This is a genomic window from Hydrogenophaga sp. RAC07 (assembly GCF_001713375.1).
Lineage (GTDB): Bacteria > Pseudomonadota > Gammaproteobacteria > Burkholderiales > Burkholderiaceae_C > Hydrogenophaga.
In genome coordinates, this window is the sequence record NZ_CP016449.1 from 4,271,352 (window position 1) to 4,285,304 (window position 13,953).

At 66.3% G+C, this 13,953-nt stretch carries 15 protein-coding genes; 5 read left to right on the forward strand and 10 right to left on the reverse strand.

Translation table 11 applies throughout. From position 1 onward, the window contains the following. Positions 1 to 191 precede the first annotated feature (191 nt). From BSY239_RS19955 to BSY239_RS19975, 5 genes are all read left to right on the forward strand, one after another. Positions 192 to 581: a hypothetical protein gene (locus BSY239_RS19955; protein ID WP_069048345.1), complete on the forward strand. Its 390-nt coding sequence runs from the start codon at positions 192 to 194 to the stop codon at positions 579 to 581. 23 nt (positions 582 to 604) lie between these two features. After that, complete coding sequence (locus BSY239_RS19960) at positions 605 to 1,195, forward strand: NADPH-dependent FMN reductase (RefSeq protein ID WP_069048346.1); 591 nt, start codon at positions 605 to 607, stop codon at positions 1,193 to 1,195. 16 nt (positions 1,196 to 1,211) lie between these two features. Next, positions 1,212 to 1,505, forward strand: coding sequence for a YkgJ family cysteine cluster protein (locus tag BSY239_RS19965; protein ID WP_069048347.1), 294 nt, complete (start codon positions 1,212 to 1,214; stop codon positions 1,503 to 1,505). Between the two features lie 92 nt (positions 1,506 to 1,597). After that, entirely contained in the window at positions 1,598 to 1,789 is a 192-nt protein-coding gene (locus BSY239_RS19970) for a YgaP family membrane protein (RefSeq protein ID WP_069048348.1), read from the forward strand. 101 nt (positions 1,790 to 1,890) lie between these two features. After that, positions 1,891 to 2,661, forward strand: coding sequence for a class II aldolase/adducin family protein (locus BSY239_RS19975; protein WP_069048349.1), 771 nt, complete (start codon positions 1,891 to 1,893; stop codon positions 2,659 to 2,661). 24 nt (positions 2,662 to 2,685) lie between these two features. Here BSY239_RS19975 and BSY239_RS19980 read toward each other — a convergent pair whose 3' ends face one another. From BSY239_RS19980 to BSY239_RS20025, 10 genes are all read right to left on the reverse strand, one after another. Further along, a complete protein-coding gene (locus tag BSY239_RS19980) occupies positions 2,686 to 2,943 on the reverse strand; it encodes an SWIB/MDM2 domain-containing protein (RefSeq protein ID WP_069048350.1) in 258 nt (85 codons plus the stop codon). 78 nt (positions 2,944 to 3,021) lie between these two features. Continuing rightward, positions 3,022 to 3,783, reverse strand: a complete 762-nt coding sequence (locus tag BSY239_RS19985; protein ID WP_069048351.1) for a hypothetical protein — start codon at positions 3,781 to 3,783, stop codon at positions 3,022 to 3,024. Positions 3,784 to 3,893: 110 nt separating this feature from the next. Next, on the reverse strand, positions 3,894 to 5,222 hold the full coding sequence (locus BSY239_RS19990; RefSeq protein WP_335583411.1) for a type III glutamate--ammonia ligase: 1,329 nt from the start codon (positions 5,220 to 5,222) through the stop codon (positions 3,894 to 3,896). Continuing rightward, positions 5,219 to 6,517, reverse strand: coding sequence for a 4-aminobutyrate--2-oxoglutarate transaminase (gabT, locus tag BSY239_RS19995; protein ID WP_083240088.1), 1,299 nt, complete (start codon positions 6,515 to 6,517; stop codon positions 5,219 to 5,221). The genes BSY239_RS19990 and gabT overlap by 4 nt, the downstream gene beginning before the upstream one ends. A gap of 61 nt (positions 6,518 to 6,578) precedes the next feature. Further along, the gene (locus tag BSY239_RS20000) at positions 6,579 to 8,048 is read right to left on the reverse strand and encodes an aldehyde dehydrogenase (protein ID WP_069048352.1); all 1,470 of its coding nucleotides are present in this window, start codon (positions 8,046 to 8,048) and stop codon (positions 6,579 to 6,581) included. 119 nt (positions 8,049 to 8,167) lie between these two features. After that, on the reverse strand, positions 8,168 to 9,028 hold the full coding sequence (locus BSY239_RS20005; protein ID WP_069048353.1) for an ABC transporter permease: 861 nt from the start codon (positions 9,026 to 9,028) through the stop codon (positions 8,168 to 8,170). An 8-nt stretch (positions 9,029 to 9,036) separates the two neighbouring features. Beyond that, entirely contained in the window at positions 9,037 to 9,948 is a 912-nt protein-coding gene (locus tag BSY239_RS20010) for an ABC transporter permease (RefSeq protein WP_069048354.1), read from the reverse strand. A 2-nt stretch (positions 9,949 to 9,950) separates the two neighbouring features. Further along, positions 9,951 to 11,054, reverse strand: a complete 1,104-nt coding sequence (locus tag BSY239_RS20015) for an ABC transporter ATP-binding protein (RefSeq protein WP_069048355.1) — start codon at positions 11,052 to 11,054, stop codon at positions 9,951 to 9,953. Between the two features lie 107 nt (positions 11,055 to 11,161). After that, on the reverse strand, positions 11,162 to 12,340 hold the full coding sequence (locus tag BSY239_RS20020) for an extracellular solute-binding protein (protein WP_069048356.1): 1,179 nt from the start codon (positions 12,338 to 12,340) through the stop codon (positions 11,162 to 11,164). A 153-nt stretch (positions 12,341 to 12,493) separates the two neighbouring features. Then, a complete protein-coding gene (locus BSY239_RS20025; RefSeq protein ID WP_069048357.1) occupies positions 12,494 to 13,933 on the reverse strand; it encodes an aspartate aminotransferase family protein in 1,440 nt (479 codons plus the stop codon). Between the last annotated feature and the right edge of the window lie 20 nt (positions 13,934 to 13,953).

Consider the following 13,953-nt stretch of genomic DNA (forward strand, 5'->3'; position numbering starts at 1 on the left):
GGGTGCTGCTGGCCCGGCGCCCCGGGCAACCCGCGATTGTCCCACCGTTGGGCGTTTTCTGCCCCACCACGCCATCGGGCCACGCGCCGAAGCCCGCACGCCCTAACGCGCCGCGCGGATGGTGACAGCGCGCGCCGGTTCCTAAGCTGAGTACCAGCCCATGTCCGGGCGAACAACAGCAAGGAACTCCCATGCAATTCCACTGGCTGGTGGCCAGCTCCACCGCGCTGGCCTGTTTCAACACGCAGGCCGCCGGCTTCATGTTCGGCATCTCCCACAACTTCGGCGGCGACACCGGCGTCACCTTCAAGATCCTGTCGTCCGATCGCCGCAACCGGCCGGTGCTGGCCGCGGGTGTGAGCTTCTTCCCCGGCGAAGGCCGCCGCATCGGGCTGGACGTGGGCGTGGGCTACAACTTCCGCCAGACCACCGTCACCTTCAGCCGCGACCTGGTCATGGAGCGCTTTCAGATGGCCTGGGGCCTGGCCAGCCGGCGCTGCCCACCCGCCCCGGCACCGGTCGCAGCGCCGGCATCGCCACCTCCGCCACCACCACCCGATTTCTTTGACAGCTCGTTCTGAACGAAGGCCGCGACAATGGCGGCATGAGCACACCCCTACCCCTCCTCGTTTTCGCCGGCAGCACCCGCGCCCAATCCTTCAACCGACAACTGGCCACCGTCGCCGCCGCGCACGCCGCCACCGCCGGCGCCCAGGTGACCCACATCGAGCTGGCCGACTTCGACCTGCCGCTCTACAACGCCGACCTTGAAGCGCGCGGCACGCCCGCCGCCGCCGTCAAGCTCAAGGAGCTCTTCCACGCCCACCCGGCCTGGATCATCGCCTCGCCCGAGTACAACGGCAGCTACACCGGCCTGCTCAAAAACACCATCGATTGGGTCTCCAGCCCCATCAAGGGCGACCCACTTTGGTCCAGCGGCACCAAGCCGTTCGCCGGCAAGGTGGTGGGTCTTCTGAGCGCCTCACCCGGCGCCCTGGGTGGCCTGAGAAGCCTGTCCCACCTTACCCCGTTGCTATTGAATTTGCAGTGCTGGGTGGCCCCGAAGCAATTTGCGCTGTCCAAGGCCGGTGACGCCTTCGACGCCGGCGGCCAGCTGCTGGCCGAGCCCGCGCGCAACGCCGTGCAGGGCGTGGTCGACCAGGTCCTGTGGGCTGGCCAGCGCCTGCAGGCCTGAGGCAGGCACCATCCCCATGGATTCATCCGCACTGGCCTGCCGCCCCGGCTGCGCCGCCTGCTGCACCGCGCCGTCCATCAGCAGCCCCTTGCCCGGGTTGCCGCTGGGCAAACCGGCCGGCGTGGCTTGCCCGCAACTGGACGCCGAGTTGCGCTGCCGCCTGTTCGGCCTGCCCGAGCGCCCGGCGGTGTGCAGCTCGCTCGCGCCCGGGCCCGAGATGTGCGGCGAGAGCCGCGAACAGGCCATGGCCTGGCTGACCCGTCTGGAGCACGCCACCCAACCCGGCGTGCATCCCCTCGCGACGCATTGACGCAGGTCAAGGCGCACCGGCTCCAGCAAGCGCCCAATCAAGGGCCGGCTGCTCCAGGCCGGGCTTGCACGTCGCTTCACCGGAGACACACCATGACCCAAAACGTCGGCGGCATCGACCGCATCCTTCGCATCACCATCGGCCTGGCCTTGATCGCCGCGGCCGCCACCGGCACCGTGGGCTGGTGGGGCTATCTCGGCGTGGTGCCCCTGCTCACCGGCCTGGTGGGCTGGTGCCCGCCTTACGCCATGCTGGGCTTCAACACCTGCTCGATGAAGAAGTGAGCACGCCGGTGAACTTGTCCTCGCTGGGACACGACAAGTTCGCCTGAGCGGCATACAGTGCATGGCTCGCGCCCGGTCAGAGGCGCGCCAGGAGACACACCATGCACATCCCGTCCCTCAAAGAAGTGGTCAGCGCCGAAGAATGGGCGCTGCGTTGCGATCTCGCCGCCTGCTACCGGCTGGTCGCCACTTACGGCTGGAGCGATCTGGTCTTCACCCACATCAGCGCCAAGCTGCCCGACTCGGTGACTGGTGGTGAACACCACTTCCTGATCAACCCCTACGGCCTGATGTTCGACGAGATCACGGCGAGCAGCCTGGTCAAGGTCGACATGGCCTGCAACAAGCTGCTGGACTCGCCCTTCCCGGTGAACCCGGCGGGCTTCGTGATCCACAGCGCCGTGCACGAAGCGCGGCCCGAAGCCGGTTGTGTGATGCACACGCACTCGCGCGCCGGCGTGGCGGTGAGTGCGCAGAAAGCCGGCATCCTGCCCATCAGCCAGCAAAGCACCTTTGTGCTCGCCTCGCTCGCGTACCACGCCTACGAAGGCGTGGCCCTGCGATCCGAAGAAAAGGCGCGCCTGCAGGCCGACCTGGGCAAGGCCAACCACCTGGTGCTGCGCAACCACGGCCTGCTCACCGTGGGCAAGACCATCCCCGACGCTTTCCTGGCCATGTACACGCTGGAGAACGCCTGCCGCATCCAGATCGACGCCCTGGCCGGCGGCACCGAACTCACCCAGGTCGACCCCGCCATCCTGGCCGGCATGGCCGACGTGATGCGCGTGGCCACGGCAGGGTTGGGTTCACAAGTGGCCTGGCCCGCACTCCTGCGCAAGGTGGAGAAGCTGGATGCGGGGTACAAGACCTGAGGGTCTCGTCCCCCGACGTTTCCATCAGCTCAGGTGTTTGCCCACCAACCCGGTCATTTCGAACATGGTGACCTCATCCTTGCCGAACACGGCCTTGAGCTTGGCGTCCGCGAGGATGTTGCGCTTGTTCTTCGGGTTCTGCAGGTTGTTGGCCTTGATGTATTCCCACATCAGCTTCACAACTTCGGTGCGGGGTTGGGGCGTGGCACCGATCACAGCGGCCAGTTCGGCGCTGGGTTTGAGGGCACGGTTGAAGGCGGTTGGCTTTTTGTCGGTGGTCATCTGAGGCTCTTCGGTTGAAACGGCGATTCTAGGCCGTGCGCCCGATCCGTTTGTAACCACCTGACACAGGGCAAACGGTTACGGCTTTGCCCCCCGCGCCACAAACGCCGTCATGCCGTCCAGCACCGTGCGCAAGCGCATCAGCTCACGCGAACCATCCAGCCGCGGTGACCAGGCCGCAAGCTTCGACACCCAGCCCAGGCGTGGCAGCAGGTGGGCGATGAAGTCGCGCAGCGCGGGGCCCCCGGTGCCGGCGTCTGCGTAGGCCTGCAGCACCGCGCGCACCGCGTCCGCGCCAAGTGGCTGCAGGTACCGCGCCATCGACAACAACAGCTGCAGTGCGTCGTACACCTGCACCGTGGCCAGCGCCATGCCGGGTTGCAGGCGCTCTTCGAAATCCAGGCGGGCGAAGTGCTCGCCGTTCCAGGTGAGGTTGCGGGTCTGGGCGCCGCCGTGCCAGTGGCCCCGTGTGTGGAAGGCGGCCAGGTCGGCGCTGGCGGCGCACATCAGCGCCAGGCGCGCGGCTTCGGGCGAGCGGTGCAACACGTGGTCCAGCGTGTCGCCGATGTCGCTGGTGGTGAGCGAGAAACCGTCGAAGGCCAGCACGGTGGGCACGCGTTCGCCGGCGGCCGCCAGGGCCAGCAGGCGCTGGTGCTCAAAGGCCAGCAGCTCCGCGCCATCGGTCTGGCGCACCGCGTGCCACGGCACCGGCACGCCGACGAAATGCGCGAACACCCAGATGCTGGCGGACTTGCGCCAGCTGCGCAGCGGCCGGTCGGCGGTCTTGGTCCAGGTCTTGGCGGACGCGGTGGGGGCGGCAGTGGCGGCGGGGGTGTTCAAGCAGCCGGATTATCCCGAAAGCCAGGGCACCCGCGGAACTGGCTCTGCCAGGCCGCAGGGTGCGCCCCCTGGAGGGGGTGACGCCGCAGGCGGCGCGGGGGTAACTTCAATCAGGCCGCGTTGCCGTAGCGCTCCAGCTCCCAGTCGCTCACCTGCTGGCTGTAGCTGGCCCATTCGGCGTGCTTGAGCGTGAGGAATTCGGCGCAGAAGGCGTCGCCCACGGCGACGCGCAGCGGCGCGTCCTGCTCCAGGGCCTGCAATGCCGCGAACAGGTCGCGCGGCAGCCGGTCGGGCAAAGCCTCACCGCGCGCGTGCCGCTCGTACAAGTCGTCCGTGCAAGGCGTGGCGGCGGGCAGGGCCTGCTCGATGCCGGAGAGTCCCGCCGCCAGCGTGCCGGCGATGGCGGCGTACACGTTGCAGGACGGGTCGGGCAGGCGCCATTCGATGCGCCCGGCCACGGTGCGCACGAGGCACGTGCGGTTGTTGTCGCCCATGGCCTTCCACACCGGTGACCAGGTGGTGCCCGACGCGCTGCGGCTGGCGGCCAGGCGCTTGTAGCTGTTGGCGGTGGGCGCGCACAAGGCGGCCAGCGCGTCGGCGTGGTGCAGCAGGCCGGCGGCGAACTGGTGGCCAGTGGTGCTCAGACCCAGCGCGCCAGCCGGGTCGGCCATCACGGCGTTGCCGTTGGCATCGGTCAGGCTCAGGTGAAAGTGCAAGCCACTGCCTGGCGCGTGCGCCAGCGGCTTGGGCATGGTGGAAAACACCGCGCCGTGTTGCGACGCCACGGCCTGCGCGGCGAGCTTGAAGAGCTGGTAGCGGTCGGCCGCGGCCAACGCGTCGTCGTGCTGGTAGTTGATCTCGTACTGGCCGCACGCGTCTTCGTGGTCGATCTGCTGCAACTGGAAACCGAGCCCGGTGAGCGTCTGGCGCATGGCGTCGAGAAACGCGAAGTTGCGGCCGATGGCCTGCAGGTCGTACGAGGGTTTGGCAAGCCCGTCCTGCGCATCGGCCACCTGCCAGCGGCCCTGCGCATCGCGCTTGAGCAGGAAGAACTCGGGCTCGATGCCGACCCACAACGTCCAGCCGCGCGCGCGCAAGTGTTCGACCTGGCGCTTGAGCACCTGGCGCGAGCAGGTGTCCAGCGGTTCACCGCCGGCAAAACCGTCGCACACCGCGTGCGCCACGCCGGGCATGAAGGGCAGCGGGCGCAGGCTCTCGGGCACCACGCGCCCCATGTACTCGCTGCGCGCGCCCATGCGCGGCAGGCCGGTGCCGCTGATGCTGGGGCCGGAGAACCCCGCGCCGCTGCTCACCGCACCGGGCAGGCCATCCAGCGGCACCAGCTTGCCCTTGGGCCCGCCGGGCAGGTCGGTGAAGGTGGTGAGCACCGAGTGGATGCCCTGAGCGCGCAGGGCTTCCATGCGCTCCTGCAACGTCAAGCGAGCACCTCCGCCAGCGCGGCGTCAAACACGGCCAGCCCCTCGGCGAACACGCTGTCTTCAATGGTGAGCGGGAACAGGAAACGGATCACGTTGCCGTAGACACCGCAGGTCAGCAGCAGCAGGCCGCGCTTGAGCGCCGCCGTTTGTACCTTCTTCGTGGTGTCGGCGTCGGGTGCACCTTTGGCGTCGATGAACTCGCAAGCCACCATGGCGCCCAGGCCGCGCACGTCGCCCAAGCGCTTGGGGTACACGGCGCGCTGCGCGATCAGGTGGCCGATGAGCTGGTCGCCCAGCTTCTGCGCGCGCTCGGGCAGGCGCTCCTCGGCCATCACGTCCAGCACCGCATGCGAGGCGGCGATGGCCAGCGGGTTGCCGGCGTAGGTGCCGCCCAGGCCGCCCGGGGCCGGGCCGTCCATGATGGCGGCCTTGCCCGACACGGCCGAGAGCGTGGTGCCACCGGCCATGCTCTTGGCCATGGTCATGAGGTCGGGGCTCACGCCGTAATGCTCCATCGCAAACATCTTGCCGGTGCGCGCAAAGCCGGTCTGCACCTCGTCGGCCACCAGCAGGATGCCGTGCTGGTCGCACAGCACGCGCAGCCACTTCACGGCCGCCGGCTGGATGGGGTTGAAGCCGCCCTCGCCCTGCACCGGTTCAAACACGATGGCCGCCACGCGGCTGGGCTCGATGTCGCACTTGAAGAGCTGCTCCATCGCGTGCTTGGTGTCGTCGAGCGAACTGCAGTGGCAGGGGAAGGGCACGTGGTAGATCTCGGGCGGGAACGGGCCGAAGCCGGCCTTGTAGGGCTGCACCTTGCCGGTGAGCGCGACCGAGAACATGCTGCGGCCGTGGAACGCACCGCCAAACGCAATGACGCCGGTGCGCCCGGTGCTGTAGCGCGCGATCTTCATCGCGTTCTCGATCGCCTCGGCGCCGGTGGAGAAAAACGCGGTCTTCACCGGTCCGTCGATCGGCACGATGGCGTTGATGCGCTCGGCCAATGCCACGTACTCGGTGTAGGGCACGACCTGGTAGCAGCTGTGCGTGAAACGCTGCAGCTGCGCGGCGATGGCCGCCTGCACCTTGGGGTGCACGTGGCCGGTGTTGAGCACCGCGATGCCGCCCGCAAAGTCGATGAAGCGGCGGCCCTCGATGTCCCAGAACTCGGCGTTTTTCGCCTTGTCGATGAAGAAGTCCCCCATCACGCCCACACCGCGCGGTGTGGCGTCGAGCCGGCGCTGGTGCCAGGCGGCGTTGGTGCTGTCGGTCTTGATGTCGTTCATGGCGTTCATGGCTGTCTCCTTGGCAATTACCCCCTCTCCCTCTGGGAGAGGGTCGGGGTGAGGGCTCGCGTCACACCGGGCTGTCGATGCGAATCCACGTCGTCTTGGTTTCCGTGTACTTGTCGAACGCGTGCAGCGACTTGTCGCGCCCCACGCCGCTCTGCTTGAAACCACCGAAGGGCACGGTGATGTCGTCCTCGTCGTACTGGTTCACGTGCACCGTGCCCGCGCGCAGCGCACGCGCCACGCCGTGCGCCTTGTTGATGTCGCTGGTCCACACGGCGGCCTGCAGGCCATACACGCTGTTGTTGGCCTCGCGCACCACCTCGGCCGCGTCGGTGAAGCTCAGCACCGACAACACCGGGCCAAAGATCTCCTCGCGCGCGATCGTCATCTGCGGCGTCACGCCGTCAAAGATGGTGGGCAGCACGTAGTTGCCACCGGCCACCGGCATGGCCGCCTCGCCACCGGCCAGCAGTGTGGCGCCTTCGTTCTTGCCCGACTCGATGTAACGCAGCACCGTGTCCATCTGCACCTTGTCGACGATGGCGCCCATGGTCGTGGCCTTGTCCAGCGGGTTGCCCGGCTGGTAGTCGGGCACCAGCTTCAAGGCCTTCTCCAGGAACGCGTCCTTGATCGAGGCCTCGATGAACAGGCGCGAGGGTGCATTGCAGCTCTCGCCCTGGTTGAAAAAGATGCTGCCCACCGCGGCTTCCACCGCGCGGTCGAGGTTGGGGCAATCGGCGAACACGATGTTGGGCGACTTGCCACCCAGCTCGGTCCAGGCGCGCTTGAGGTTGCTCTGCCCGGCCATCACGTGGATCTGTTTGCCCACGCGCGTGCTGCCGGTGAACGCAATGCAGTCCACATCCATGTGCAGCGCCAGCGGGCTGCCGGCCTCGGGGCCGTAGCCCGGCACCACGTTGAACACGCCGGGCGGGATGCCGGCGGCCAGGGCCAGCTCGGCCAGGCGCAGCGCGGTGAGCGGGCTTTTTTCGCTCGGCTTCAAGACCACCGAGTTGCCGGCGGCCAGCGCCGGTGCAATCTTCCAGGCCGCCATGATCATGGGGTAGTTCCAGGGCACGATCACGCCCACCACACCCACCGGCTCGCGCGTGATCAGCGCCAGCGCGTTGCGCCCCGTGGGTGCGATCTCGTCGTACACCTTGTCCACCGCCTCGCCGTACCAGCGGATGCAGTTGGCCGCGCTGTTCACGTCCACGCCCTTGGCGTACTTGATGGGCTTGCCCATGTCCAGCGTTTCGGTCAGCGCCAGTTCGTCGGCGTGCGCGCTGAGCTGCTCGGCGAACTTGATCATGATGCGCTTGCGCTGCGCCGGCGCCATGCCACTCCAGCGGCGGTCTTCAAACGCGGCCCGGCCTGCAGCCACGGCAGCGTCGATGTCGGCCTCGCCACAACGCGCCACCGCGGTCAGCAGGCGGCCGTCCACCGGCGAGATGCAATCAAAAGTCTGGCCGTCGCGCGCGGCGATGCGCTCGCCGTTGATGAAGGCGCGGCCGTCAAAGGTCGGGGTGGTCATGGGTCGGTGTCTCGGGTGTGCGGGAAGCCGCAAGTGGCCTCATGCTACGCCCGAAACCCGGGCCGCAGAGCATCCACTTGCCCTCGCCCGCAGCGATCCAGTGACCCCGCTCGCACCCCTCAGTTCGGGCTCAGCGCCACCAGCTCTGCCCGGGTGGCCGCCGCAATCTCCCGCTCGCGCTTGCGCGTGGACCGGGCCACCCACACCGCATACCCCACGATGCCGATCGTCACGGTCACGATCAGCAGCGTGGCCGCGGCGTAGATGGTCGGGTTGATGCCGCGCCGCGCGTAGCCAAAGATCACCTGCGGCAGCGTGTTCACGCCCGGGCCGGAGAGGAATTCGGAAATCACCACGTCGTCGAACGACAGCGTGAACGCCAGCAGGAAGGCCGCGAGAATGCCCTGGAAGATGTTGGGCAGCGTGACGAGGAAGAACACCTGCAGGGGTTTGGCGCCCAGGTCCATGGCGGCTTCTTCAATGGCGCGGTCCATCTCCATCAGGCGACTCTGGATCACCACCATGCCATAGGCCATGCCCAGCAGTGTGTGACCCAGGATGATGGTGAGCATGCCGCGCTCGGGCCAGCCAAAGGCGTTCTGCGCGCCCACCATGAGCAGCAGCAACGACAGGCCGATCACCACCTCGGGCATCACCAGCGGCGCGTTGACCATGCCGCTGAACACGGTGCGGCCCGGGAAGCGCCGGTAGCGCACGAGCACAAACGCAGCGAAGGTGCCGAGCACGGCCGACAGCACACCGGTGACCGCCGCGATCTTGAGCGAGAGCCAGAAACCTTCGACGATCTTGGTGTCGCGCGTGAGCGCTTCGTACCAGCGCAACGAGAAACCGGTGAAGTTGGCGTCCTGGCGTGTGCTGTTGAAGCTGAACACGATCATGAAGAACAGCGGCAGGTAAAGGAACAAATACACCGCCGCGAGCCAGAACTTGCCGAAGTGTTTTTCAAGAACTTGTTTCATGCACGGCCTCACTTGCGGGGTTCGGCGGCTTCGCCGGTGTAGTGGTAGTAGATCGCCAGCGGCACGACGATCAGCGCGATCATCACCACCGCCAGTGCGGTGGCGCGCGGCCAGTTGTTGCTGGTGAACATCTCGTCCCAGACCACACGCCCGATCATGATGTTCTCCGGCCCGCCCAGGAGCGAGGGAATCACGAACTCGCCCACCGAGGGAATGAACACCAGCATGAAGCCGGCCACGATGCCGGCCTTGGACAGCGGCACGGTGATCAGCCAGAAGGCCTTGAACGGCGTGGTGCCCAGGTCGTAGGCGGCTTCGAGCAGGCGGAAATCCATCTTCACCAGCGTGGCGTACAGCGGCAGCACCATGAAGGGCAGGTACACATAGGTCATGCCCACCAGCATCGAGACGTTGGTGTAGAGCATGAGGATGGGTTCACTCGTGATGCCCACGGCCATGAGCAGCTGGTTGAGCACGCCCTGGTCGGCCAGGATGCCTTTCCACGCGTAGACGCGCAGCAGGAAAGACGTCCAGAACGGCAGCATCACCATCATCAGCAGCGCCGGGCGCACGCCGGCCGGCGAACGCGCGATGAAGTAGGCGAAGGGGTAACCGAACACCAGGCACAGCACGGCCGTCCACAGCGCATACCAGATCGAGCGCAGGTAGGCCTCGATGTAGATGGTCTTGAACAGCACACCGCCTTCGTCGCGGAAGATGGTCCAGTAGTTCTCGTACTTCAGGCTGAGCAGGCCGGTCTGGCTGTCCCAGATCGGCTTGAACGGGTTGATGCTCTCGCCCATGTCCACGAAGCTGATGTACAGCAGGATCAGGAAGGGCAGGAGGAAGAAGACAAACAGCCAGACATAGGGCACGCCGATGACGAAGCGCTTGCCGGGCATGGGCAGGTTGATGGCCATGGTCAATCCCTCAAGACCACACCGGCCTTGTCGTTCCACCAGAAGAACACGTTGTCCTCCCAGGTGATGTCCGACAGGTCCTGGCGCGACGTGTTGGCTTCGGTGATCTTCACGCGCAGACCGTCGGCGGCCTGCACGATGTAGGTGTTGTAGGAGCCGAAGTAGGCGATCTCCTTGACCGTGCCGGTGAAGAGGTTCACTGCCACGCCCTCGGGGCGCTGCTTGCTGATCTCGATTTTCTCGGGCCGCACGGCCAGGCCCACCGCCATGCCCAGGTGGCCCGGCACGCCATGACCCACCTCGATCTGGCCGATGGCGGTGCTCACCGCACAACGGTTGGGCTCGTCCACACTGAGCTTGCCCTCGAACAGGTTGACGTTGCCGATGAAGTCGGCCACGAAGCGGTTGGCCGGGTGCTCGTAGATCTCTTCGGGCGTACCCACCTGCAAGACCCGCCCCTTGCTCATGATGGCAATCCGGCTGGCCATGGTCATGGCCTCTTCCTGGTCGTGCGTGACCATCACCACCGTCACGCCCACCTTCTCGATGATGTTGACCAGTTCAAACTGGGTCTGCTCGCGCAGCTTCTTGTCGAGCGCGCCCAGGGGCTCGTCGAGCAGCAACAGCTTGGGCCGTTTGGCCAGGCTGCGCGCCAGTGCCACACGCTGCTGCTGGCCGCCGGACAACTGGTGCGGTTTGCGTTTCGCGTAGGGCGTGAGTTGCACCAGGCCCAGCATCTCGTCGGTGCGCTGTTGCACCTCCGCCTTGGGCAAGCCTTCGCGCTTGAGGCCAAAGGCAACGTTCTCCCAGATGTTGAGGTGAGGAAACAGCGCGTACGACTGGAACATCATGTTGACCGGTCGTTCGTAGGGTGGCATGGCCGCCACGTCCTGGCCGCCGAGCAGAATGCGCCCGGAGGTCGGTTTCTCGAAGCCGGCGAGCATGCGCAGCAGCGTCGACTTGCCGCAGCCCGAGCTGCCGAGCAGGGCGAAGATCTCGCCCTTGCCGATGGAGAGGGACACCTCGTCCACAGCCACCGCCTCGTCGAAGCGCTTGACCAGTTTTTCGGTGACCAGATAACCCGTCTGGGTGCCCGTCTCATCCATGTTCAGTCCTTGATGTCTTGATGTCTTGATGTGCAGATAAGAAAAAGGGCTGTTCATACGGTGCGTACGAACAGCCCTGGGTCAGGTCTGAAGAAAACCGGGCCGCCTTACTTGCCTTTCTTGAAGCTGTTGTAGGCGTTGGCCATGGCTTCGCGCGCTTCGTTGGTGAAGCTGCTCGGCGGGATCATCTTGGCGAAGTAGTCGGACTCGACAAAGATCGTCTTGTTGCTGGCGATCTCGGGGTTGATCTTGTCGGTCGCGGCCTTGTTGCCGGTGGGGTAGCTCATCTCGTTGGCCATGGCCGCGGCGTTTTCCGGGCGCAGGTAGAAGTCGATGAAGGCCATCGCGTTGTTCGGGTGCTTGGCGTCCTTGGTCACGGCCATGGTGTCAAAGAAGATCAGCGCGCCGGTGCTCGGCAGCAGGGCTTCAATCACGTCCTTGGAACCGTTTTCCTTGGCGCGGCCGGCAGCAATGTTCACGTCGCCCGACCAGCCGATGGCCACGCAGGCCTTGCCGCCGGCGATGTCGTCGATCATGGTGGAGCTGAACAGGCGCACGTCCTTGCGCACCTTCATGAGCATCTCGTTGGCCGCCTTGTAGTCGGCCGGATCGTTCGAATATGCGTCCTTGCCGATGTAGTGCAGCGCCACCGGGATGATCTCGGTGGGCGAGTCGAGGTAGGCGATGCCGCACGATTTGAGCTTGCTCGTGTACTCGGGCTTGAACACCAGGTCCCAGGCGTTCTCGGGCATGGCGATGCCACCCAGGGCCTTCTCGACCTTGGTCTTGTTGATGCCCACGGTGGTGAAGCCCCAGGCCCAAGGCACCAGGTGCTTGTTCTCGGGGTCGGCTTTGGTCAGCGTGGTCATGATCGCCGGATCCATGTTGGCCAGGTTCGGGATCTGCTCTTTCTTCAGCGGCTGCAGCAGGCCGCCTTCGATCTGGCCTTTGGCGAACACGGTGCCGGGCACGACGATGTCGTAACCGGTGTTGCCCGCCACCAGCTTGGCGTGCAGGGCTTCGTTGGTCTCGAAGGTGTCGTAGTTGACCTTGATGCCCGTTTCCTTCTCGAAGTTGGCGATCATGCCTTCGGGAATGTAGTCGGGCCAGTTGTAGATGTTGAGGACCTTCTCGTCGTCAAGCACCGGGCCAGCGGGCACGGGCGGGGCGGCCGGCGCGGCGGCCACCGGCGCAGGGGCGGCAGGTGCCGCCACGGGCTCTTCCTTCTTGCCGCAAGACGCCAGCAAGACGGCCGACATTGCAATAACCAAAACGTGTTTTTTCATGGTGGTGCTCGCTCCTGAGAGGGGTTGATCAATGGCAAATCGAACCAAAAGGCGTGGAAAAAGACTGGCAAACCATCTAGCAAGTTCCAGACCCGCCGCCGCCTGAAGCGCACCTCATCGGTGCGCTCCGAGGTACCGCAGGGGGCATTCTATTCACGCGTGCTGGCCGGCGGCCCGCAGCTGGGTCAATGTCGCATCCAGGCAGGTGTGGATCAGTACCATCATCTCGTCGATCTGGGCCCGCGTCATCACCAGCGGCGGCGCGATGATCATGCGGTCGCCCACGGCGCGCATGATCAGGCCGTTCTTGAAGCAGTGGGCGCGGCACATCATGCCCACACCCAGTTCCGGGTCGAAAGTGGCGCCGGTGGCCTTGTCTTTCACCAGCACCAGCCCGGCCACAAAGCCGCAGGTCTCGGCCACGCCCACCAGCGGGTGCTGGTTGAGCTCGGCAAAACGCTCGGCGAGGTAGGGCCCGGTGTCGTCGCGCACCCGGCCCACCAGGTTCTCGCGCTCCATCAGCTCGATGTTGGCCAGCGCCACGGCGCAGGCCACCGGGTGGCCGCTGTAGGTGTAGCCGTGGTTGAACTCGCCGCCCTGCTCGATCAGCACCTTCGCCACACGGTCGCCCACCATCACGCCACCCAGCGGGATGTAGCCGCTGGTCACGCCCTTGGCGAACGTCACCAGATCGGGCCGGATCCCGAACTTCTCGTAGGCGAACCAGTGGCCCAGGCGGCCGAAGGCGCAGATCACCTCGTCGGCAATCAGCAGGATGCCGTGTTTGTCGACGATGCGCTGGATCTCCGGCCAGTAGGTGGCGGGCGGGATGATCACGCCGCCGGCGCCCTGCACCGGCTCGGCGATGAAGGCCGCCACCTTGTCCGCACCCAGCTCCAGGATCCTGGCTTCCAGCCAGCCGGCGGCGCGGATGCCGAACGCGTCCTGGCTCTCGCCGGGCAGCGCATTCTCGAAGAAGTAGGGCTGGCCGATGTGCGTGATGTTGGGAATCGGCAGGTCACCCTGCGCGTGCATGCCGCTCATGCCGCCCAGCGATGCCCCCGCCATGGTGCTGCCGTGGTAACCGTTCAGGCGACCGATGATCACCTTGCGCTCGGGCTGACCCAGCAGGTCCCAGTAGCGGCGCACCATGCGCACGTTGGTGTCGTTGCTCTCGCTGCCGCTGCTGCTGAAGAACACGTGCTCGAACTTGCGCCCACCCACCTCGGGCGCCAGCGCCGCCAGCTTGGTGGCCAGCTGCACGGCCGGCACGTTGGTGGTCTGGAAGAAGCTGTTGTAGAAGGGCAGCGTCATCATCTGCTGGTAGGCGGCGTCGGCCAGTTCCTTGCGGCCGTAACCGGCGTTCACGCACCACAGGCCGCTCATGCCGTCGAGGATCTTGTGGCCTTCGGAGTCCCACACGTAGATGTTGTCGGCGCGCGTGATCACGCGCGAGCCGCGCGTGGCGAGATCCCCGTGGTCGGTGAACGGGTGGATGAAATGCGCGCTGTCGGCGGCCTGGATGGCTTTTGTGTCGTGCTGTTCGGCGCGGCGCACCTGCGCGGGCGGGGCGATGAGGGTCGAGGTGTTCATGGTCGGTCCTGGCTTGGCTG